This is a genomic window from Acinetobacter sp. GW821-FHT01E09 (assembly GCF_059422385.1).
The window spans coordinates 377,117-400,291 of record NZ_JBWKWU010000001.1; the positions used below are offsets into that span (position 1 = coordinate 377,117).

A 23,175-nucleotide genomic window follows, 5' to 3' on the forward strand; every position below is an offset into this window, starting at 1 on the left:
ATGCATACATTTGTGCTGGTTGTACATATCATCTTGGCCGTTTTGATGATCGGGCTTATCCTCGTTCAGCATGGTAAAGGTGCAGATGCAGGTGCATCATTTGGTGGCGGTGGTGCTGCAACAGTATTTGGTGCTTCAGGTTCTGCAAGCTTTTTAACTCGTTTAACTGCGATTCTCACGGCTTTGTTTTTTATCACCAGTTTAAGTTTGGCGGTGTTTGCTAAAAAGCAAACTTCGGATGCGTATGGTTTAAAATCTGTACAGACCAGCTCTCAAACAACACCAGCTGCACCAGCCAATACGGGTGAAACTTCACCAACTGCACCAAAAACTGGCGAATAATGCCATTTAGTTCTTTCTTTTTCTGAATGATGCGACTAGAATGCGTCACAGCTGCGGTGGTGGTGGAATTGGTAGACACGCTACCTTGAGGTGGTAGTGCTTTCGGGCGTGGGGGTTCAAGTCCCCCCTTCCGCACCAACAATGAACCAGATTGTTGGTGTTAGCAGCTGAAAAAACATTGATGCGGGATGGAGCAGTCTGGTAGCTCGTCGGGCTCATAACCCGAAGGTCGTTGGTTCAAATCCAGCTCCCGCTACCAATTTAATTAAGATGCAACTTAATTAAAGATCATCTAAGTTGAAAAATTGAGATGATATGTGAATTTGCAGTATTGTTGCGGGATGGAGCAGTCTGGTAGCTCGTCGGGCTCATAACCCGAAGGTCGTTGGTTCAAATCCAGCTCCCGCTACCATTTGATTAAGGTGCAACTTAATCAAGCAAGAAATTCAATGTATTGGTTAATGATAGATTGAAAAAAATAAATTTCTTGTGTATAATTTTGCAACGCTGATGCGGGATGGAGCAGTCTGGTAGCTCGTCGGGCTCATAACCCGAAGGTCGTTGGTTCAAATCCAGCTCCCGCTACCAAGTTTCTAAAAGGGCTCACAGATAGGTGGGTCTTTTTTGCATAGTGAACTTCGGTTTACTGTGCGATAATAGGGGCGATTACGCCCTTTTTTATTGGCTATCGTGTAGTGTGGACATCAATTGGTCAAAAAGACATGCTTCACTATAGTAAGTTTGAATTAGTCCGATGAGCGATTGAATCGCACAAATATGACGAGAGTAAATGAAGCTATCAAATAAAACTCAAGCACTTCAAGATCTAATCACTCCTGCAGTGCAAGCTTGTGATGTAGAACTTTGGGGAATCGAATTTATTCCTCAAGGTAAGCGTTCTTTATTGCGTATTTATATCGACAAAGACGTTGTGGAAAATGCTGAACCAACAATCAATGAAGATGGTGAAGCAGAATTGGGTCGTGGTATTGGCGTACAAGATTGTGTACGTGTGACTCAGCAAGTTGGTGCAATATTAGATGTACATGATCCAATTTCAGGTGAATATGCTTTAGAGGTATCATCACCAGGTTGGGATCGACCATTCTTCCAGTTGGCGCAGTTAGAAAAATACATCGGACAACAAGTTGCATTGCGTTTGATTGCTGCAGTTGAAAATCGCCGTAAATTCCAAGCAAAATTAATTGCTGTAGATTTAGAAAATGAATTCATTCAAGTCGAAGTTGAAAAACAGCAAGTACTTGAGATCGATAGCAACAATATAGACAAAGCGAATTTGATCTTTCAGGATTAATCCAGAAATAGAAATCTGAATAAATAGGTGACTTATGGCTCGTGAAATTCTCACCGTCGTTGAAACGGTTAGTAATGAGAAAGGTGTAAGTCGTGAAGCAATTTTTGAAGCGCTTGAACAGGCTTTAGTTGCAGCGACGAAAAAGAAATTCTACGAAGGAACGAATTCGGAAGAAGCTCAGTTACGTGTAGAAATTGACCGTAAAACAGGTGATTACAGCACTTTCCGTCAATGGGAAGTTGTTGCTGATGAAGATCATGAAATGCCAGCATGTCAAGATGCGATTTCTGATGTTGATCCTGCTCAATGGTCAATTGGTGATATCCGTGAGTTAGAAGTACCATCAATTGATTTTGGTCGTATTGCAGCGCAGATTGCCAAACAAGTCATTGTGCAAAAAATTCGCGAAGCTGAACGTGCTTTAGTGGCGGATGCTTATGAAGCTAAAGTCGGTGAATTGATCTATGGTGAAGTGAAAAAACAAACCAAAGATGGCTTCATCATTGACTTGGGTGATAATGCAGAAGCGTATCTAGCGCGTGAAGAAATGATTCCTAAAGAAATTCTGCGCCCTAAACAGCGTATGAATGCAATTCTTTACAATGTGAACCGTGAAGGTCGTGGTGCACAACTCTTGTTGTCACGTGCTAAACCTGAAATGCTGATTGCATTAATGAAAAAAGAAATTCCTGAAATTTCTGAAGAAATCATTGAAATTAAAGCAGCAGCGCGTCAACCAGGTGTACGTGCAAAAATTGCGGTTAAAACCAACGATCATCGTATTGATCCAGTCGGTGCATGTATTGGTATGCGTGGTACACGTATCCAAGCGGTACAATCTGAGTTAAATGGTGAACGTATTGATGTTGTGGTGTGGTCTGATGATCCTGCTCAATATATCGCCAGCGCTTTAGAGCCTGCGGATGTATCTGGGATTGTGATTGATGAAGATGCGCGTACAGCAGACATTATTTTTGCAACCAGCGATCAACTTGCGCGAGCAATTGGTTCACAAGGTCAAAACGTCCGTTTAGCATCAGAGCTTACGGGCTATAAATTAGATATGATGCTTGAAGATGAGTACCGTGCTCGTCAACAAAATGAAGCTCAACAGTATTTAGACATGTTTGTAACACGTTTGGATATTGAAGAAGATCTTGCAATGGCTTTAGTAGAGATGGGCTTTACCTCACTTGAGGAAATCGCTTATGTACCTGCGGAAACTTTCGATGAAATCGAATTGGATGCAGATACAGTTGAATTGCTACAAAGTCGTGCAAAAGAAGCAGCTTTAGCTGATGCGTTAAAGCAACAAGAAGATATTCAGGACCCAAGTCCAGAACTTGTTGCGATGGAAGGAATGACTTCTGAAATTGCGCATGCTTTAGCAGCACGTGGTGTGGTAACAATCGATGACTTAGCTGACCAAGCAACGGATGATATCTCTGATATCGATGGTTTAGGCGCTGAGAAAGCAGGTCAATTGATTATGAAAGCACGTGAATCATGGTTTAACTAGGAGGTAATACATGACGGATAAGTCAATTCAAGAGTTAGCGGTCAGCGTAGGACTTCCTGTTGCAAAGCTCCTTGATCAGGTGCGTGAAGCTGGATTGCCACAAAAACAGGCTGAAGATAAAATTTCTACTGAACAGCAAGATGTTCTCGTGAACCATTTGAAAAAAGCGCATGGTCAAGATACGGGACAAGCAGGACAAATCACGTTGAAACGTAAAACGACAAGTACAGCTAAAGTTGCGAGTACTTCAGGCAAAGCGAAGACAATTAACGTAGAAGTTCGTAAGAAACATACGTTTACTAAGCCAGACCCTGAACAAATCAAAGCGGAAGCTTTGGCGAAAGCTCAAGCAAATGCTCAAGTGACGTCAACTCAAAAAGTACAGCAAAATACTGTAGTGAGTGGCGTTGAAAAAACTGAAAGTTCAGCGAAAGCGAATTTAGAAAAAATGCGTGCTGCTGCAAAACAGCAAACTGCTGCGAAAGAAACACCAAAAGCAGCTGTTGTTGTAAAGCGTAAATCGACCAATAAGCCGATTACCAAAGCAACCGTAAAAACCATTGAAACTCCTGAGCAGAAACGTGCTCGTGAAGCTCAAGCAGCTCAACTGAAAGCGACTGAAGAAGCAGCTCGTCGTAAGTCAGCAGAAGAAGCTCAACAACGTACCCTTGAGCAAATGCGTCAAATGGCGTCTAAGTATTCTTCTGATGAAACAACGACAACGATTCGTGTTGTTGATGATTCACCGTTGGCTGCTGGTTTGGTTGGTCAAGCATATGAAGATTCATTTGCAAAAGAAGACCGTGAAATCAAACGTGGTACCAATACTGCAAATACACGTTCTCCTAAAAAAGGCGGTCGTCGTGGTCAGGAAGAGCAATCTTTCAGCCATAATCCGCATAAACGTGGTTTAAAAACTAGCCAAGCCAATAAACATGGTTTTGAAAAACCAGTTAAAAAGCAAGTTTATGACGTTGAAATTGGTGAGACTATTGTTGTTGCAGATCTTGCAGCAAAAATGGCAGTTAAAGTTCGTGAAGTGATTAAATCACTCATGAAAATGGGTGAGCTTGTTACTCAGAACCAAGCCATTGAGCAAGAAATTGCAGCGTTGATTGTTGAAGAAATGGGTCACAACCCAGTACGTGTATCTGATACACAAGCTGAAGATAACCTACTTGAAGCAGCAGAAGAAGCGCGTGGTGCACAAACAACACGTGCGCCAGTTGTAACGATCATGGGTCACGTTGACCATGGTAAGACTTCGTTACTTGATCGTATTCGTCGTGCCAAAGTTGCGCAAGGCGAAGCGGGCGGAATTACACAGCATATTGGTGCTTATCACGTTAAAACGGATAAAGGAATTATTACTTTCCTTGATACGCCTGGACATGCTGCATTTACTGCAATGCGTTCACGTGGTGCTAAAGCGACTGATATCGTGGTACTTGTTGTTGCAGCGGATGATGGTGTAATGCCACAAACTGCGGAAGCAATTGACCATGCGCGTGCTGCAGGTACTCCAATTATTGTTGCAATCAATAAAATGGATAAAGAATCAGCTGATCCAGATCGCGTGTTGAATGAATTGACAACCAAAGAAATCGTGCCTGAACAATGGGGTGGTGATGTACCAGTTGCAATGGTTTCAGCACACTCAGGTCAAGGTATCGACGAACTTCTAGATTTGATTTCAATTCAAGCTGAAATGTTAGAGTTGAAAGCGTCTGAAGAAGGTGCTGCTCAAGGTGTTGTAATTGAAGCACGTGTAGACAATAGCCGTGGTGCGGTAACGTCTATCCTTGTTCAAAACGGTACACTGAAAGTAGGTGACTTGGTTCTTGCAGGTGCATCTTACGGCCGTGTTCGTGCGATGACCGATGAGAATGGTCAACGTATTCAATCTGCAGGTCCTTCAATTCCAGTTGAAATTTTAGGTCTTCCAGAAGCGCCAATGGCAGGTGATGAAGTTCTTGTTGTTAATGACGAGAAAAAAGCACGTGAAGTTGCCGATGCGCGTATGGATCGTGAGCGTCAAAAACGTCTTGAACGTCAAAGTGCAATGCGTCTTGAGAACATCATGGCATCAATGGGCAAGAAAGATGTGCCGATTGTAAATGTTGTTCTTAAAACCGATGTACGTGGTACCTTGGAAGCATTACATGTTGCACTTGCTGATCTTGCAACTGATGAAGTTAAAGTACGTGTAATTGGTTCAGGCGTTGGTGCAATCACTGAGTCTGATGTAACACTTGCTGAATCTTCAGAAGCGGTACTTCTTGGCTTTAACGTACGTGCAGACAATACCGCACGTCAAAAAGCAGATGCAGATGGTATCGACATTCGTTACTACTCGATCATCTATCAACTTATTGATGATGTGAAAGCAGCAATGAGCGGCAAACTTGCTCCTGAACACCGTGAAACAATTCTGGGTGTTGCAGAAGTTCGTGAAGTATTCCATTCAAGTAAGTTTGGTGCTGCTGCGGGTTGTATGGTACTCGAAGGTGTATTACATCGTAATAAACCAATCCGTGTATTACGTGATGATGTTGTGGTATTCCAAGGTGAGCTTGAATCTCTTCGTCGCTATAAAGAAGTGGTTGAAGAAGTTCGTGCCGGTATGGAATGCGGTCTTGCAGTGAAAGGTTATAAAGACATCAAAGCACTTGATAAAATCGAAGTGTATGATGTTCAGTTGATTAAACGGAGTCTTTAATGGCGGGTAGTCAACGTCTTAAGCGTATGGCAGATACAGTACAACGTGAGTTGTCAGAACTGATTCGCCAAGAGCTGAAAGATCCACGCTTAGGTGGTCTGGTGACCATCTCTGCAGTGAAAGTCAGTCCAGATCTAGGTTATGCGGAAGTTTACGTTACCGTGATGGGGCGTGAACTGGGCGATGAGCAAAGTGAAGCGGCAAATAAAGAAACTTTAGATGTTTTAAATAAAGCATCTGGTTTTTTACGCCACGAATTAGGTCGTCGTATTAAAACTCGTGTAACTCCGCGTTTGCGCTTTCATTATGATAAAACCAATGCCTATGGTAACTATATGTTTGGTCTAATCGCAGAAGCAGTGAAAGATTTACCTGAGCAAAAAGACGAAGAATAAAAGTAATTAAATTGAGAAGCCACCTGAGGGTGGCTTTTTTATGTCTTTTTTATATTTTTAAAGTATGTTTAAATTCTAAGTTAAATTTTTTTAAACAATTAAGATGAGAATAATAAGATGGAGCTAAAATTTTATATCCCTGTGATTGGACTGTCCGTGCTGTCTGTTGCAAGCCATGCCTGTATCAATAACTATGTACTTGAGTTAGGTCATAACGGGTTAGATCAGCAAACGGCTCAAAATCAGCTGGCGCAAGGTGATTTTCCTAAGAGCAAATCTGTTGAGGATTTAAATGATTATGGTGTCTTGCTGATTTATGCACATCAATTTGATCAAGCGATAAAAATTTTTCAACACATTGAAAAATCACACCCAAATCTAGCAAAAACTGCTGCGAATCTAGGGACAGCATATGAACTGGCTGGGCAGTCTGAAAAAGCCAAGTACTGGATTGAGCAAGGCATGCAACGTGATCCAAATATTCATCATGGCAGTGAATGGATTCATGTCAAAATTTTAGATGCGAAAATCCAACAACAAAAAGATTCTACATGGATTCAACATCACGATGTTTTAGGGTTGGATTTTGGTCAAGCAGCCGAACCAAAGGCAAAGGTTAAAACTGTGCAATTTCAAAAACAACATTATGATTTAAATAGAATCTTATTTGATAGCCAAATTCAAATGGATCAACGTCTAAGGTTTACAAAGCGTGATCCAATCAGTGCGCAAATTATATTTAATATGGCCAATATTGAAATGCTGAATTATAACTTGGTGGATGATACGGTAGATCTACTGTATCGGCGCGCTCAAGATATCGGCTATCACAATCCGAAATTAATTGAGGCACGTTTAGATTATTTTCAACATTCAAAATGGTTTCGCTTGAAGGCATTTTTTGTCAATATCTATCAAACATTCAAAAATTTAATTGTCTTGTCTTTGGCTGGGTAGCAGAAATTAAACAAAACTTTGCCTTAAACTGTATAGAATGCAGAGATATCAACAAATACAAATAAATATCTCTGAGGAATTGGCAATGAATTCAATGAAAAAAGGTTTAGTTGCACTTACATTGGCAAGTACTTTGGCTTTTTCAGGTTGTGGCTATAACACTTTGCAAGCCAAAGATGAGTCGGTAAATGCGGCATGGTCAGAAGTTGAAAACCAATATCAACGTCGTGCAGATTTAGTGCCTAACCTGGTCAATGTGGTCAAAGGTTATGCAACGCATGAAGAAAAAGTTTTAACTGAAGTGACTGAGGCACGTGCCAATGTTGCAGGTTTAAAAGTAGACAAAGAAGTATTGAACGATCCTGAATTGTTTAAAAAATACCAAGAAGCACAATCACAAATGACAGGTGCATTATCGCGACTTTTAGCGGTGACGGAAAATTATCCAGATTTAAAAGCCAATGAACAATTCCGTGATTTACAGGTTCAATTGGAAGGTACGGAAAACCGTATCAGTACTGCGCGTACACGTTATGTAGAATCTGTCCAAGATTACAATACTTATGTACGTCAATTCCCTCAAGCAATGACCGCTAAAGTGATTGGTATGAAAGCCAAGCCAAACTTTAGTGCAGAAGCGGGTGCATCTAAAGCGCCAACAGTTAATTTTAATTAATGATGTGATTTCATTTCACTGTCTTTAAAGCATGCTGAAAAGATAGGCTAAGAATATTCATTGTTAAATAAAAGGTGACCTATGATTGAATGGCGAGAAAAATCAGTAATGAAAAACATGAGTACAATATTATTTGTATTTTTGGGACTGATGCTTTCTGTTCAATCGAGTGTCTGGGCTGAAACTGCGACAGCCACAGATGAGCAAGAGGCACAAGATGCGATTGTTTTGGGCAAAGTGGTACCCAATGCCAATTTACCCAATGTGATTGGTTCAAAACCACCAGATACTCAAAATCAAGTAAATCAAACGCCAACTACACAACAAGTCCCTCAAAGTTCCTCACAAAACGTGCCTCAAGTTGCAAATGATATGGCAGAGGGTGAAACTACTCGAAATATTCCCACACTGAATCAGCCTGTCGTTGATCAAGCTAAAGTTTTATCTGCAGCTGAAAAGCAAAATTTAGAACAACAAATTCGTGATATATATCGCCAAGGCAAAGCGCAAATCGGCATTATTATTGTCCCAACCACGGGGCAAGAAGGTATTTTTGATTTCGCAATGCGTGTTGCTGAGCAATGGAAGTTAGGTTCAGCAAAACAAGACAATGGTTTATTGATTGCAGTCGCAGTTAATGATCAAAAAATCCATATTGCAACAGGCTATGGTTTAGAAGGTGTACTTCCTGACATTATTGTCAGTCGAATTATACGCAATCAAATTACACCCGATTTTAAACAAGGGCAATATGCTCAGGGCTTACAGGCAGGTGTCAATGAGATTGAGCGTATTTTAAATCTTGACCCTGAAATTGCCAAACAAGCCGCAGACGAGTTAAAACAACGTCAAACCGAAGCACTGCAAGAACAAGAAGCTAAGGACCGAACATTAACCACTGCTATGGTGATTTTGGTGATTGGTATCTTTGCATCATTTATTGTGGGTAATCGTTTAAGTGCAGCCGTTGCGGGTGTGACAGCAACCGCTGCAGGGCTGATCTATGGCTCAGGGATTGTGATGAGTCTGGTTTTGGGTATTGGTATATTCTTCTTGTTGATTACCTCACTGGCACAACTCATTTTCCAAATGTTTCTATCAGGCGGTGGGCGCGGTGGAAGTGGTGGAGGGGGCGGTTTCGGCGGTGGTGGGGGCTATAGTGGCGGCGGTGGCGGTTTTGGCGGTGGAGGAGCATCAGGCTCATGGTAACAAAAACAGATACAACAGCAATTGTGACTGAACCGAAGTTACAGGAGCAGGTACAACCCAGCTTAAAACGTTGGTTAAAACACGTTTTATATATGCCTGCGTCGAAACGCTATTTTTCAAAGCAAGATCAACACGCCATTGCACAAACTGTAAAGCAAGCAGAAGAAGGCCATGTCGGTGAAATACAAGTGGTGATCGAGGGGCATATTCCAAGCCATCAGGCATATCATCAAAATACACGTTTAAGAGCGCAGCAATTGTTTGCTGAATTGGGCGTTTGGGATACTGAGTATAATAGTGGTGTGTTACTGTATTTAAACTTGTGTGAAAAGACAGTCGAAATTGTGATAGATCGTGGTATTTATCAAGCAACATCAGAACAAATATGGCAACAGATTTGCGATGTGATGATTTCAGAGTTAAAAAATAAAAATTATCGAACTGCAGTTACCAGTGGTGTCTTAGAAATTGGTCAAATTTTAAATTTATTTTATGGTAACCAATATGGTCAGGTTGCCAATGTTAATGAGTTAACAAATAATCCAATCATTGTGAATTAATCTAGTTTTTGGTGACAATAAATGTCACTTTTTTACGTATAATTACGTCAAAATATAAGCGGCAAAAAAAAACTTGTAAAGCGTTACATTCTCTCTAAAATCAAAGAGTCTCGATTGGTTGCTGATTTTTTCCACAAAAAAGAACAGCCATATAAATTGCTCTAAAAGCTATAAAAATTTTTAAAACATTGGAGAAATGTTATGAATGCTCAAAAAGGTTTTACCCTGATTGAATTAATGATCGTTGTTGCAATTATTGGTATTCTTGCAGCGATTGCAATTCCTGCGTATCAAAACTATACGAAACGTTCTGTTACAGCACAATGTATTGCTTCTGGTAAAAACTATGCTGGTATGTGGAATCTTTATGTATCAGATCCTGAAGGAAAAACTTCTAAACCAGATACAGCAACATTTGCAACAAATAATTGCTCTATTGCTGAACCAGCAGTAAATGCTACGTCTTTCGATGTGACAGTGACCAATGGTAGTCAACCTAAGGTTAGTTGTGATTTAACTAGAACAGTTTGCTCTTAATTTAAGAAAAAGTAAAAAGCTCATTCAAATTGAGCTTTTTACTTTTTAAAATATGTAATTATGAGTACATTTAAATCACTTTTTTTGTATAATTGTTTAAAGAGAGGTTTTGTTTTACTTTCTTGTCTTTTTTTTGTTTTTTCAATATTAAACCCATATCACACTCTACCATGGGTAAGTTTTTACTCAGAAAAGTATAGTTTTATATCATTTATTTTTATAGCTTTTTTTTTAGTTAATGAAAGATTAAAAATACCTTACATAATTATTCCTGTTTTTTTTATTTCATTTATTCCTCTTATTCAATACAGTATTGGATTGATCATTTTTTTTGAAACTGCTTTTTTGGGGATGGTTTATTTATTTTGTTTTTTTATTTCAATAATATTTGGCTATAATTTATCAAAAGAATTTAATAATAGGAATAGATTTGTTGCAGTCGATGTGTTTAGTTATACTTTAATCTTTATTTCATTAATTTCATCTTTAATTATTATTTTTCAATGGTTGAATTTTTATAATTTACAACCATATGTTTTAAAGATAATGTCCACTAGACCTTATGGAAATTTAGCACAACCAAACCAAATGGCAACAATTCTTTTAATGGGATTAGCTTCAGTATGGTATGTGTACGAGAAAAAAAATGAAAATTCAATTACTTTACTTTTTATAACATTAATTATCTTATTTTCAGTGGTTTTAACACAGTCAAGAACATCTTGGCTTATAATTTTTTTATTGTTTTTTTATTATTTATGTAAAAAGAGAAGATGTTATTTAAAGTTAAGGGTGAGAGAAATAATATTTTTAGTTATATTTTTTATCTCGAATCTTATTTTATTACCTGTTTATAATTTTTTATTTAAATTCATTAATTTTGGTGTTGTACAGACAGCAGATGTATTAACTAGAAGTACAACAGGTTATTTAAGGATAGGTGTTTGGAAGCATTTTTTTAAAATTTTAATGGAAAAACCATTGGAAGGATATGGGTGGTATCAGACACAATTAGCAAATATTTCATTAATTGAAAAAAGTGTAGAGCCACAAGTTATAGATAGCTCACATAACATTATTTTAGACTTATTAATTTGGTGTGGGATTCCACTAGGAATGATGATAGTTTTTTTACTTCTGTTCTTATTGATTAGGATTTTAATTAGATCATTAACATTAGAAAATCTATTTTTTTCAATAATAATTATAATAATTGGTACCCATGCTTTTTTAGAGTATCCTTTGTTTTACTCTTATTTTTTATTTCCTTTAGGTTTTGTTATTGGTGGCGCGCTTATACAATTTGACCTGGATTATATTAGATCAACAAAAAAAATAAATACTTCCTCTCTATTTTTATTGATTATATTGTTCTTGATTATAAATGTTGGCTATGAATATATGTACGAAAAAAGGTTAAATATTACTTTGAAAGAAGGATATAAGAATGAAATTCTGTCAAGTTATTTACCGCATGAATCAAATTTTCTTATTGAGAGTTTTATTTATGATAGAAGTGATTTTATTATTTTTTGGATTCAATTTAATCCTTACCAATTATTGAGTGATAGAGAAATAGAAGGACTAAAAACAAAAGTTCTGGCTACTGCTACACAACAAGGGTTAATTAAATTGGCTGTACTTTTAACTTATAATAATAAAAAAGAAGAAGCTGCCGACGTTCTTAATATTATTAATAACTTTTATCATGTTGAAATTAAATTTGATCAACTTCTCAAAACATCAATTTTTGACAAGATTTGTCGTTTTTGTACATAAAAATTCAAAAATTATAAAAAAATAGTTAAAAAAATTTTTTTATAATAAAGTAAAAAATAATTGGTGGGGAAATCATTATGAAATTTAATAAAGGCTTTACTCTTGTCGAAATTATGCTAGTTATAGCTGTGATTGGTGTTCTTATGGCAATTGCTATACCTAGCTATCTTTTATATCAAAAGAAAACACAAGTTGCTGCTTGTTTACATGAAACAAAGAGCTATAGCAATAATGTTTTTGTAGATATATTTGACCAAAATAACAATACACATCCTAGTCAGCCTTCAATTTCATCCTGCAGTTTTATCACAGACGCTTCTTCATGGGATGAATCAACAATAAATTTGATTATTGAAGCAAAAAGTAAAAATTCGACAGCAGTTGATATTCGTTGCGACTTAAGCAAAGGCGCAAACTGTACAATCATTCCTTAAACAAAAAATGTTAGAAACGCTATAATAGGCTCAGTTTTTCTTTTCACTTTTCCTATGAAAGTCATTCCTTATCTTCTTTCAGCCGTATTGCTTTTACTTGCTTGGCTTTTACCTATTCATAAAATGCCTTGGACAACCTTTGGTAGTGAAGCACTTACTTTTCTATCGGCTTTGGTGCTACTCAGTGCTTTTCTAAATAAAGATTTAAAAATTCCAAAACCGCAAGTGCTTATATTGCCTGTATTGGCAATTCCATTGATACAATGGGGCTTTGGCGAGATTTTGTATTTAAGCAATGCATTGCTTTGTACCGCCTATATTGCGATGTTTTGGTTGATGCTGGTTGTTGGTTATAACTTGGCAGTAGGTGAAAAGGGTCAAAGAGAACAAGTCTTTAAAGTATTTAGCCTTGTGGTTTTTACGGGTGCGATGCTTTCAAGTTTTATTGCAATGACCCAGTGGTTAGGCGTAAACGAATATTTTAGACCATTGGTTAATTTGCTAAACGGTAATCGTCCCTATGCAAACTTTGCCCAGCCGAATAATCTGGCGACATTTATGTGTATGGGGGTATTTGCATGTTTATACTTTTATGAAAAGAAGATACTGCCAAATTACATACTCGGACCATCAACTTTTACTTTTCTATTGACCATTGCGTTGACACAATCTCGTACGGCTTGGGTGGTGTGTTTGTTCACACTGATTTATTTAACAATCAAGCAATTTGGTCAAACTAAACGCTTTGGGTTTGTAAAATTACTCGCATGGTCTGGTGTGTTTATTACGTTGATTACATGCTTGCCGATGCTGAATCAGTGGATTACATCTGTATCAACCCAAGACGTAGCACAAGCAAATTCAGTGGTCGAGAGAGCAACATCAGGTTATCTCCGTTTAGATATGTGGAATCAAGCCCTAGTCGCGATTTCAGAAAAACCGTGGTTTGGGTACGGTTGGAATCAAACAGGGATGGCGCAAATCGCTGCTTTTGATTTATACCCATCACATGAATGGTATAAAACGGCACATAACGTGATTTTGGATTTACTGATTTGGAATGGTATCCCCGTTGGTGGATTGATTATTGTTTATGTCGCATGTTGGTTGTATTGGCTAAATAAAAGCATCAAAGATGCAGTTTCAATTGCAGCAGGATTAATGGTCTGTGCCATTTTGATTCATGCTTTATTGGAATACCCAATTCACTATGCATATTTCTTACTCCCTTTAGGTTTTTTATTGGGAATCATCCAAGCTCAGTATCCTCGTTTGCCTACAGTGAACTTAAAGTCTTCGGTTACGGTCAGTATTATTGTGATTGGTTTGGTCTTGGTAGGGGTGATTTATCGAGACTATATTTTATATCGCCAACAAAGCGTATTCGTAAATAAGAAAACAGCATTAAGTGCTTCACAGCAAGCAGTGATGAATCAAGATATTTTGTTGCTGACGCAATTTAAAGAACGTGTCTGGTGGATTGGCTTAAATCCATATAGCAAGATGTCGGATCAGCAGTTGCAAGATATGGGACGTATGGTGGCGAACTTAGCGTCAGCATATGATATTCAGAAATATGCACAGGTTTTGGCTTTTAATGGTAAAAAAGTTGAAGCTGAACATCAGTTATGGATTCTGAAGACACTGCATGGGCAAGAGAAATCATATCAGGATCTATTACCTGTATCTGTTGTAGGAAAATAATACCATTTCATAAAAGTGAATTTTGATGATTGTAAATTTTGCATCACCACATTTCGAAATAAAATAAAAAATCCCCCAATCAATTGGGGGATTTTTTTAATGATATTTAAAAATTATAGTTGGCTTTGAATATAATTTTCGATACCAACACTTTCACTTAGATCCAATTGGGTGGTTGTCCAATCCCAAAACTCTTCTTCTTTCTCAAGAATTTCTTGAACAAGATCACGAGTCACATAATCTAAGTTGCTTTCAGCGAGTGCAACTGCTGTTTTTAATGCATCAATGTTTTCTTTTACTTTACGTACATCACAGTTTAAAACTTCAACTGTATGTTGACCAATGTATAGCTTGCCTAAATGTTGAAGGTTCGGTAAACCTTCCAAGAAAAGAATACGTTCAATGATCTTATCCGCGTGCTTCATTTGGCGAATAGATTCTTTGTATTCAGCCGAACCAAGTTTCTCGATTCCCCAATCATTAAACATACGCGAGTGTAAAAAGTATTGGTTAATCGCAGTCAAATGATGATAAAGCACTTGATTGAGCTGATTAATTACGTCTCGATTGCCTTGCATATGGTTAAAACTCCATTCTAATTTTTTACCTTAACGTGAATTTAAACTGAGTCATTGAAATTTAATGATTAAGGTAATTTGATATGGCTCTATATTAATCAACTTTTTGCAGGGTTACGAGTAGTTTATGGAACGGCAAATGAAAATCGCAATCAAAAACAATAGGGATGTCGTTTTGGCTAAAAGAGATTGATTGAAAAAACGAACCCGCTTTGAGTCGAAGCGGGGGAGGAGAATGATCTGGGGATCATTAAAAAACTTATTTATTGTCGTTATAAATCTGAACTTATTTTTATGTTTGAATTTTTGGATCAAAAGCTACGCGGCAACAGAAATACGTGCTGCAATCAGGGATAGCTCTTCATTGATAATGCTTTTTGCTTCAGGGGCACAGCGACCACAGCACGTGCCTAAGTCTAATAATTCACGTACTTCACGGTAACTCTCTGCACCATTTGCCATTGCATCTTTGATATCTTGATCTGTAATACCACGACATAAACAAACGTACATGAAACTCAACCCTAAGGTTAAATGCGATATCTAATATTATTGATAATTGTTATCATTTGTCAATGAAATTCATTTGAAATCTCATTAATCTTTATTGGCTTTTTGAATAAAAAAATACCACCTGATCGGTAGTATTTTATTTTATTTTTTAAATTATTTAAAATCAAACAATTAGTTTCGGCTGCTATTATTGAGGAATAATCACAATACTATCCATTTCAACCAATGCATTTTTAGGTAAAGAGGCAACACCTAATGCTGCACGTGCAGGATAAGGTTGAGCAAAGTATTCGCCCATGATCTGGTTGACCAATTGAAAATTAGATAAATCGGTAAGAAAAATATTGAGCTTTGCAATATCTGCTAAAGAACCGCCTGCAGCTTCACAGACTGCTTTTAAATTATCAAAAACACGTCGAATTTGTGCTTCAATGCCTTCAACCAATTCCATGCTATATGGATCTAAGCCAATTTGCCCTGAAAGATATAATGTGTTGTCTACTAAAATGGCTTGTGAATAAGTACCAATTGCAGCAGGGGCATTTTCAGTATGGATCACTTGGCGGGACATTGATTTCTCCTTGATTTCAAATCATTTCATCATAAAGCATGAATGGCATGCAAAGTGCATCGAAGATTATCGATAAACATTACAGGTCTTAATTTAGCACGCTTTTGCTTTTAGCGTCTCATTAATTGAAACTGGCATAGACATTCGACTAATACGAGGAAAACCAAATTGCATACGTAATTCACGAATGATTTGCGCAATTTGTTTACGATTATTCACCACGATATTCACATAGGTTTTATCTTCATGAGAGCGTACTGATTCAACCCCAGTTTTTGCTTTACGACATAAGTAAATCAATTCTGAAATTTGCTCATCGGTTAAAATAAGATCAATACTCAAATAAGCATTAAAGTTCACATCGTCTTCTTCTTCCGATGTCCATTGTAAGGACATGATATTTTCAGGATGTAAATGTTGTTCATGCAATAAGTTATGACAGCGTGCACGATGCACAATTAAGCCACGACGGGATAAATGTCCTTGAATCGGATCCCCCAAGACTGGGTTACAACAGTGTGCATATTTCACATCGACACCATCTGTACCTTGGATGAGACGATTTGAAGCATGTTCTTCAGTGGCTTTAGATTGGGCAAATAAATGGTTAGCGACCAGTTGTGGTAGTAGGTCTCCCACTGCAATTTGCTCAAATAAAGTGTCTTTATCGGGCACATGACGCCACTCTAATAGATCTTTCCAATCCGCTTCGGATAAGTCTTTGGTCGAGCGATTAAACAGTTTTAAAGCACGATTGAGCGCTTGTTGCCCCACTAGGCGTTGTTCATCTGGATCTTGATCTCGCAAGATATTTTGAATCGCACGGCGCGCTTTTTGGGTATTAATAAAACTTAACCAGTCTGGGTTTGGTGTTGCCAATACATCGGTAATGACTTCAACCACCTGACCACTGACTAAAGGTGTTGAAAGTGGTTTAATTTCACCATTAATTTTAGCACCCACCGCATGGTTGCCTAAAAATAAGCTCGCTGAATACGCAAAATCTACTGCTGTGGCACCTTGTGGTAATTCATGTAGCTGTCCATGTGGGGTGTAGACCCAGATCTTTTCTTGATGTAAATAATCAAGTAGATCGCTAAATGTGGTTTTTGCGCACTCACCACCAACAAGAAGATCTAAATTCTTCATCGATGCTTGGATCGCAGAACGGCAAGCTTGTGGCGCATTTTCACCAAGAACCACACCAAAGCGTGCAGCTTTACGCATCAGCTCGGTTTGAATGGTTAAGGACAACGTGGTACGTTCACCTTTGAGTTTGATCATTAAAGACTGATTTCCGCCTGGTAATGGGCGACGGATATGATCTTCATAGTCGATGACTTGGAAATTTTCACGTAAGGCATCGACCAAGCGGTCACAATCCGCGATGCTTTGTAAAACAATTTCAAAAGCATGGCTATGGGTGAGTTCTTGTAAGTCGATTTCATTTTTTACAAAGTGGCGTAAGAGTTCAATATTGTTGTTTTTCTTTTTAATGCGCCCTTGAATATTATAATTATTGAGCAACTCAGCTAAGTTTTGTTCCCAAACCGATTGATATTTACAGCGTTCTGGTTTGGTTTTGAGTAAATTTTCTTGTACATCATTATACATATCGAGATCTAGGTTTTGATAGCACAGATGCTCTAAGTTATCTGCCATCTCATTCATTCCTACAAGTCGTGCCATAGGAACAAAGATATCAAAAGTTTCTTGTGCAATGCGCGCACGTTTATCTGGCCGTAAAGCGCCTAGAGTCGTCATATTATGATAACGATCGGCGAGTTTGATAATAATGACACGCGGGTCTTGTAAGGTAGCTTGAAGAATTTTACGGAAAGACGCAGCTTTATTATATTCTTTATCGCTGGAATGACTCAGTTTGGTGACCCCATCGACCAATTCAGCCACGGTTTTACCAAATTTTTCAGTGATATCTTCTTTGGTGAAATCTGTATCTTCAATCACATCGTGCAATAAGGCTGCCATGAGTGTTTCGGCATCCATACGCATATGTGCCAAGATACAACTCACCGCAATCGGGTGTAAAATATAGGGTTCACCACTTTTACGTGTAATACCATCATGCGCAATATCAGCATAATCACAAGCCACAAGTACTCGCTCGACATCACTTGGTTTTAAGTACGCGTCGATAATTACATTCAACTGTTGCTTGGATTGGCTGACCTGTTGGCCTGGCATAGAACACCTATCTTAAATTACAAATTTGAAATATTTTTCCTAATGCTTTAATGAAAAGCATATTGAGCCGCTTGTCAATTTCTAGACATCAAATATATCTATTTTTTTTAACAAATATTTTGAATTTTGTCGATTGATTGGCAAAACTTTTTGCAAAATAATTGAAATAAAAAAGCCTAGTTGAAAAACTAGGCTTTTTTCAAAGGCTTAGCTTATTGAAAAGAAAAACCTTCAAGATTAAGATTGTTTGCTGATAAAGCAAGGTCAAGACTAGACGTTTGGTAATCTTGATCACGTTGCTTCAAGATATCTTTAGTCACATGACCAATCGCAATTTCACGTAATGCAACAACAGTCGGCTTGTCATTGTCCCACTCAACAGTTGGTTCAATGCCTTGACGTGCCAATTGACGCGCGCGTTTGCTTGCCACTAGTACAAGCTCAAAGCGGTTGTCTACATGGTCTAAACAATCTTCAACGGTTACGCGTGCCATAAGAATTCTCGTTTGAATACAAATTTTTTAAATAGACTGTGCAGTATAAAATGCTTTCATCATAGACTCAAGTTTTAATCGAAGCTTATTTAGAAAGCATTTAGATCATAAGTACTTAGATCTAAGATTGTGGTGTAATCAGTTTGGTAATTAAAGCCTGATGACGATTTGCCTGTTGATCTATTTTTAAGCGATTGGCATTAATAACAGATTCCAAATCATGTAAAGCTTTATTGAAATCATCATTGATGATGATGTATTCAAAGTTGACATATTGTTGCATGTCTTCTACAGCACAACTTAAACGATGTTCAATAACTTCAACAGAGTCCGTGCCTCGATTTGAAAGACGTTGACGTAAATCAAACTGCGTTGGAGGAAGAATGAAAATTTGTTTAGATTCAGGAAAAAGTTTACGAACTTGCTCAGCACCTTGCCAATCGATCTCAAGTAGCACATCATGGCCTTTCGCCAATTGGTCTTTTACAGTTGCTTGCGCAGTACCATAATAATTACCAAAAACTTCTGCATACTCAATAAAACCACCTTGATTGACTTGATCGAGAAAGTTTTCTTTAGAGGTAAAGTGATAATGAACACCGTCGAGTTCGCCAGGTCGCTGACCACGAGTCGTATGTGAAACTGAAACGTGTAAATTGCTCACACGCTCAAGTAGCGCTTTAACGAGAGATGTTTTGCCTGTTCCTGATGCCGCAGAAACGACAAACAATAGACCCGACATGATATTTTTCCTGATATGATAAAATATCTTCTCTATTTTAGAGTAGAGCGAAGACAAACAAAACTGTTTTTACACATTGTTTGTGTTTAATCGATAAAATATATCCAACCATTGAAGTGAGCATTGAGGGTTTTATGGAAATTGTATTGGCTAATCCGCGTGGATTTTGTGCAGGTGTAGATCGTGCAATTGCCATCGTCAATCGTGCGCTTGAATGTTTTAATCCACCTATTTATGTCCGTCATGAAGTGGTTCATAACAAATTTGTGGTTGACGATTTACGTCAGCGCGGCGCAATTTTTGTGGATGAGTTAGATGAAGTGCCTGACGATAATATTGTTATTTTTAGTGCACATGGCGTATCAAAGGCGGTTCAACAAGAAGCTGAACGTCGTGGTTTAAAAGTATTTGATGCAACTTGCCCATTGGTTACCAAAGTACATATTGAGGTCACGAAATATGCACGTGAAGGAACCGAAGCAATTTTGATTGGCCATGAAGGGCACCCAGAAGTTGAAGGGACTATGGGGCAATATGATAAAAAGAATGGTGGTGAAATTTATCTGGTTGAAGATGAAGAAGATGTCGCTTCCTTAACAGTACATCATCCTGAAAAAATAGCATTTGTGACCCAAACCACCTTATCTATAGATGATACGGCCAAAGTGATTGATGCTCTGCGAAATAAATTCCCTCAAATTCAAGGGCCTCGTAAAGATGATATTTGCTATGCTACGCAAAACCGTCAAGATGCTGTGCGAGATTTAGCAACACAATGTGATGTGGTGTTGGTGGTTGGCTCTCCAAATTCGTCGAATTCAAATCGTTTACGTGAGTTGGCTGAACGGATGGGGAAACATGCGTATCTGATCGATAACGCAGATGAGTTAAAACAAGAATGGTTTAACTCGAACCATAAGATCGGTGTTACAGCTGGGGCATCTGCACCTGAGATTTTAATTAAGCAAGTGATTCAACGGTTACAGGACTGGGGTGCAACAGCACCGCAAGAATTAAATGGCCGTGAGGAAAACATCACATTTAGTTTACCAAAAGAGCTACGGATTCATGTAACGCAAGCTTAAATTTAAACTTTATTTTTTAAGCAGATAGCTGAGATTTCAGTTATCTGCTTTTTTATGCCTTTTATCCAACTTGTATTGGTTTTGTAAGTATTTAAGTTATGATTTTTAATAGGGTAGCGTTTTGTTGCAATGGGGGGGAGCAATGCAAAAAAATCGAGGATTCACCTTAATTGAGTTGATGGTGACGATTGCTGTTTTGGCGATTGTTGCGTCGATTGCAGCGCCTTCATTTTCAGAGAATATTACCAGACAAAATTTAGATAATAGTGCTAGAGAAATACTCTTTGCACTAAATGAGGGGAGAAGTAGGGCTATTGCGTTGCGTTCAACTGTTGTGGTCTGCCCAAATAAAGACAATGCGGGTACGCAAATTACGGCAAAACAATGTGTAACAAAAACTATTGCTAATGCGGATAGTGATAAATTTATTGCTCAAAATAGAGTAATTCTTGCAAATATAGCAGACAGTACAAATGTAACATCAACAGTATCAGGAGTAGTTTTTTTACCCATGGGTAATGTTGAAAGTGTAAAAACATTTACTTTGTGTGCAAAAAGTAAGTCTAAAAGTATTACTGTCGCTTCTACTGGTGCATCTGATATTTCATTAGGAACTTGTTCATGAAAATTATAAATAAGCAAGCAGGTGTTGGAATGGTTGAGGTGTTGGTGGCTTTAGTGTTACTTGCTATAGGTGTTTTGGGTTTTGCTGCTTTACAACTCAAAGCGGTAGAGGCGGGTGAAGAAGCGCTGCTTAGATCTCAAGCGACATTATTATTGAGAGGTTTAACTGAAAGCATTCGCGCTAATCCAAATGGACAATCTTTTTACCCTGCAAAAGTACGAAGTTATGCAGGGATTACGAGTAGTCCAAGTGAGCCAAAATCATGTATTGATACAACATGCACCGCTGAACAAATGGCTACTTATGATGCATTTTTAGTTGCAAGATCTGCTTCTAATGTTGGAATAAATATAACGATGGAGACTTGCCCTGGTATTCAATCTACAAACCGGCAGTGTCTATTCGCGGGTTGGAATGGAACAAAATTCTCTGCCGGGAATTATACAGCCTGTATGAATTCTTCTGGAATATATGTAAATAATGCCAAATGCCTCATGATGGAGGCTTATTAGTATGAAAAATCAATTACAAAAAGGTTTTACTTTAGTTGAACTTATCGTTGCCCTAGCTTTAGGATTAATCATTAGTGCTGCTGCTCTACAACTATTTACAGGTGGCCTGATCACGACTCGCTTACAACAAGCAGGTGCTGAGTTGCAAGATAGTGGTGTTTTTGGGTTGGAATATATGGCGCATGATATAAGACTTGCGAATTATGGGAACACAAATAATCCAGAGTTAAATGATAAAACCAATCAAGGTGGTGTTGTTTTAACCAGTGGAGCAACTGGAAACGTTAATTTACCTATTGCTTTGGATACAAAGTTTTTAACGACTGCAGGTGGGGTGTCAAATGTAAATGCGGCAAGTGATCAATTAACAATTTTATTCATAGCGCCAAATAAAATGTTTAATTGTGAAGGGGCTGAAGTTGCAGCAGGGGAATATATTCTTCAACGTTATTTTTTACGTAAGGATGATAATGGTCAGAATGATACAGACTATGCACTGGCTTGTGATGCAAATACACCACCAGCGACATCTATTGCTCAAATTAAGGGGATGGGTGAACGTAGTCAAATCATCATGCCCCGTGTAGATCATTTAAGATTTTATTTAGGTACACAAAATAATAATAAAACAAATCTAAGCTATTACTCGATTGATAAATATATGAGTGAGGCCAAAACTGCAGCAGCTGCAAATAAAAAACCACCAAGAGTTGTCTCAATTAAAGTTGGAGTACTAGTCCGTTCAAAAGATGATACGAAAAGTACGTTAATTGATCCTACAGCAAGTATAAATTTTTTAAATGAAGCGGTTAAGTTAAAAAATACAAGCAGCAAGTATTTAAGACGTGAATACACAACAACAATAGCATTAAGAAATGCGATGGGAGAGCCACTATGAGTAAAATGTTATTGGCTTCGTCCCAAAGAGGGGCAACCTTGATTGTTGTTTTATTCATGCTGATACTTATTACTTTGATTGGTGTTTTTGCTATTCGTACTGCAATGACATCATTGAACATTGCAACAAATACACAGGTGGGGCAGTTCTTAAGTCAAACTGCAGATACTCCTTTAAATCAATTTTATACATCAGATTTATCCAAAATGGTGGACTTAAGCGGGGTCGTGGGCTTTGCCTTGCAAGATAGTAAATTAGAGCCAGGCAATGAGTATATTTTTTGTTATAGACCTACCTCAAAAGTAAAGTTTGGTGCATCACAAAGTGTCGCAACACTTCGCCCACCAGCAAATAAAACTGCAAAACCAACAGTTGCCTCAGGTGGTTCAGCTGCATTTTGTGATTTAACAAAAGATTTTGGGAGTAATAGGGAGGCTGTGGTCACTCAAGTTGCAATAAAAATTCCAAATGACGCAGTCACCGATTTACCACCAGGTGCTTTATTGGGTGAAGGAACAAACGTAAGTGCGGGAACGATTCTACCCAAAAATGTAGTCGAGCAACAAAGAGTAAGAGTAACGACAACTTCTATTTTTCCAGCATTCGCTAAAGACATTAAAGCTGCCCAAGCTTGTGTAGGCATTGATAGCGCTAATCCTGGTTATATTAGTGATAATACTGATGTGGAAACGAAAGATTTTAAAACTATTGCAAATTGTTTAGTTGATTTAGGTGTTCCTGTAAATAGCCAAACACAAGAATTCAATTTGCAAACTTTATTTACACAAACGGAAAAACCATAATTC

Annotated in this window: 24 protein-coding genes and 4 tRNA genes; 22 read left to right on the plus strand and 6 right to left on the minus strand. The window is 37.9% G+C overall.

Annotation, left to right across the window (positions count from 1 at the left end):
• The 17 genes from secG to AC07U8_RS01825 all read left to right on the plus strand — a co-directional run bounded on the left by secG (position 1) and on the right by AC07U8_RS01825 (position 14,146).
• Complete coding sequence (gene secG / locus AC07U8_RS01745; RefSeq protein ID WP_004718341.1) at positions 1–342, plus strand: preprotein translocase subunit SecG; 342 nt, start codon at positions 1–3, stop codon at positions 340–342.
• Between the two features lie 53 nt (positions 343–395).
• A tRNA-Leu gene (locus AC07U8_RS01750) sits at positions 396–480 on the plus strand.
• A 44-nt stretch (positions 481–524) separates the two neighbouring features.
• Positions 525–601 (plus strand) — tRNA-Met (locus AC07U8_RS01755).
• Between the two features lie 76 nt (positions 602–677).
• Positions 678–754, plus strand: a tRNA-Met gene (locus AC07U8_RS01760).
• Between the two features lie 99 nt (positions 755–853).
• Positions 854–930: transfer RNA gene (locus AC07U8_RS01765), tRNA-Met, on the plus strand.
• A 202-nt stretch (positions 931–1,132) separates the two neighbouring features.
• The gene (rimP, locus tag AC07U8_RS01770; protein ID WP_004718339.1) at positions 1,133–1,657 is read left to right on the plus strand and encodes a ribosome maturation factor RimP; all 525 of its coding nucleotides are present in this window, start codon (positions 1,133–1,135) and stop codon (positions 1,655–1,657) included.
• Positions 1,658–1,691: 34 nt separating this feature from the next.
• Positions 1,692–3,176: a transcription termination factor NusA gene (gene nusA / locus AC07U8_RS01775; protein ID WP_004718337.1), complete on the plus strand. Its 1,485-nt coding sequence runs from the start codon at positions 1,692–1,694 to the stop codon at positions 3,174–3,176.
• Positions 3,177–3,186: 10 nt separating this feature from the next.
• A complete protein-coding gene (infB, locus tag AC07U8_RS01780; RefSeq protein WP_004718332.1) occupies positions 3,187–5,895 on the plus strand; it encodes a translation initiation factor IF-2 in 2,709 nt (902 codons plus the stop codon).
• Complete coding sequence (locus tag AC07U8_RS01785) at positions 5,895–6,290, plus strand: ribosome-binding factor A (protein ID WP_004718330.1); 396 nt, start codon at positions 5,895–5,897, stop codon at positions 6,288–6,290. Before infB ends, AC07U8_RS01785 begins: the two co-directional genes overlap by 1 nt.
• 117 nt (positions 6,291–6,407) lie before the next feature.
• Entirely contained in the window at positions 6,408–7,247 is an 840-nt protein-coding gene (locus AC07U8_RS01790; RefSeq protein ID WP_494737206.1) for a tetratricopeptide repeat protein, read from the plus strand.
• 85 nt (positions 7,248–7,332) lie between these two features.
• Positions 7,333–7,923, plus strand: a complete 591-nt coding sequence (locus tag AC07U8_RS01795) for a LemA family protein (RefSeq protein WP_004718326.1) — start codon at positions 7,333–7,335, stop codon at positions 7,921–7,923.
• A gap of 81 nt (positions 7,924–8,004) precedes the next feature.
• Complete coding sequence (locus AC07U8_RS01800) at positions 8,005–9,132, plus strand: TPM domain-containing protein (RefSeq protein WP_494737207.1); 1,128 nt, start codon at positions 8,005–8,007, stop codon at positions 9,130–9,132.
• Complete coding sequence (locus AC07U8_RS01805) at positions 9,126–9,692, plus strand: TPM domain-containing protein (protein WP_494737208.1); 567 nt, start codon at positions 9,126–9,128, stop codon at positions 9,690–9,692. Before AC07U8_RS01800 ends, AC07U8_RS01805 begins: the two co-directional genes overlap by 7 nt.
• Positions 9,693–9,893: 201 nt before the next feature.
• Positions 9,894–10,229, plus strand: a complete 336-nt coding sequence (locus AC07U8_RS01810) for a prepilin-type N-terminal cleavage/methylation domain-containing protein (RefSeq protein WP_494737209.1) — start codon at positions 9,894–9,896, stop codon at positions 10,227–10,229.
• Between the two features lie 60 nt (positions 10,230–10,289).
• The gene (locus AC07U8_RS01815; protein WP_494737210.1) at positions 10,290–12,008 is read left to right on the plus strand and encodes an O-antigen ligase family protein; all 1,719 of its coding nucleotides are present in this window, start codon (positions 10,290–10,292) and stop codon (positions 12,006–12,008) included.
• A gap of 77 nt (positions 12,009–12,085) precedes the next feature.
• Positions 12,086–12,442: a pilin gene (locus AC07U8_RS01820; protein WP_494737211.1), complete on the plus strand. Its 357-nt coding sequence runs from the start codon at positions 12,086–12,088 to the stop codon at positions 12,440–12,442.
• 54 nt (positions 12,443–12,496) lie between these two features.
• Positions 12,497–14,146, plus strand: coding sequence for an O-antigen ligase family protein (locus tag AC07U8_RS01825; RefSeq protein WP_494737212.1), 1,650 nt, complete (start codon positions 12,497–12,499; stop codon positions 14,144–14,146).
• Between the two features lie 113 nt (positions 14,147–14,259).
• Here the strand turns inward: AC07U8_RS01825 and bfr are convergent, their stop codons facing one another.
• The 6 genes from bfr to gmk all read right to left on the minus strand — a co-directional run bounded on the left by bfr (position 14,260) and on the right by gmk (position 19,249).
• On the minus strand, positions 14,260–14,724 hold the full coding sequence (gene bfr / locus AC07U8_RS01830; RefSeq protein WP_004818630.1) for a heteropolymeric bacterioferritin subunit Bfr: 465 nt from the start codon (positions 14,722–14,724) through the stop codon (positions 14,260–14,262).
• A gap of 318 nt (positions 14,725–15,042) precedes the next feature.
• Positions 15,043–15,237, minus strand: a complete 195-nt coding sequence (locus tag AC07U8_RS01835; RefSeq protein ID WP_004718308.1) for a bacterioferritin-associated ferredoxin — start codon at positions 15,235–15,237, stop codon at positions 15,043–15,045.
• A 187-nt stretch (positions 15,238–15,424) separates the two neighbouring features.
• Complete coding sequence (locus tag AC07U8_RS01840; RefSeq protein ID WP_494737213.1) at positions 15,425–15,808, minus strand: RidA family protein; 384 nt, start codon at positions 15,806–15,808, stop codon at positions 15,425–15,427.
• A 93-nt stretch (positions 15,809–15,901) separates the two neighbouring features.
• Positions 15,902–18,013 carry a RelA/SpoT family protein gene (locus tag AC07U8_RS01845; protein WP_004718304.1) on the minus strand — a complete coding sequence of 704 codons (2,112 nt, stop codon included), beginning with the start codon at positions 18,011–18,013 and terminating at the stop codon, positions 15,902–15,904.
• 212 nt (positions 18,014–18,225) lie between these two features.
• Positions 18,226–18,507 carry a DNA-directed RNA polymerase subunit omega gene (gene rpoZ / locus AC07U8_RS01850; protein WP_004718302.1) on the minus strand — a complete coding sequence of 94 codons (282 nt, stop codon included), beginning with the start codon at positions 18,505–18,507 and terminating at the stop codon, positions 18,226–18,228.
• A gap of 121 nt (positions 18,508–18,628) precedes the next feature.
• The gene (gene gmk, locus AC07U8_RS01855; RefSeq protein ID WP_034617459.1) at positions 18,629–19,249 is read right to left on the minus strand and encodes a guanylate kinase; all 621 of its coding nucleotides are present in this window, start codon (positions 19,247–19,249) and stop codon (positions 18,629–18,631) included.
• A 134-nt stretch (positions 19,250–19,383) separates the two neighbouring features.
• Between gmk and ispH the strand changes: the two genes are divergently transcribed.
• From ispH to AC07U8_RS01880, 5 genes are all read left to right on the plus strand, one after another.
• Positions 19,384–20,334, plus strand: a complete 951-nt coding sequence (gene ispH, locus AC07U8_RS01860; protein ID WP_056516662.1) for a 4-hydroxy-3-methylbut-2-enyl diphosphate reductase — start codon at positions 19,384–19,386, stop codon at positions 20,332–20,334.
• Positions 20,335–20,476: 142 nt separating this feature from the next.
• Positions 20,477–20,959, plus strand: a complete 483-nt coding sequence (locus AC07U8_RS01865) for a GspH/FimT family pseudopilin (RefSeq protein ID WP_314339479.1) — start codon at positions 20,477–20,479, stop codon at positions 20,957–20,959.
• On the plus strand, positions 20,956–21,471 hold the full coding sequence (gene pilV, locus AC07U8_RS01870) for a type IV pilus modification protein PilV (protein ID WP_494737214.1): 516 nt from the start codon (positions 20,956–20,958) through the stop codon (positions 21,469–21,471). Before AC07U8_RS01865 ends, pilV begins: the two co-directional genes overlap by 4 nt.
• Position 21,472: 1 nt before the next feature.
• Complete coding sequence (locus AC07U8_RS01875) at positions 21,473–22,369, plus strand: PilW family protein (RefSeq protein WP_494737215.1); 897 nt, start codon at positions 21,473–21,475, stop codon at positions 22,367–22,369.
• The gene (locus AC07U8_RS01880) at positions 22,366–23,172 is read left to right on the plus strand and encodes a pilus assembly PilX family protein (protein ID WP_166783032.1); all 807 of its coding nucleotides are present in this window, start codon (positions 22,366–22,368) and stop codon (positions 23,170–23,172) included. Before AC07U8_RS01875 ends, AC07U8_RS01880 begins: the two co-directional genes overlap by 4 nt.
• The last annotated feature ends 3 nt before the right edge of the window (positions 23,173–23,175 follow it).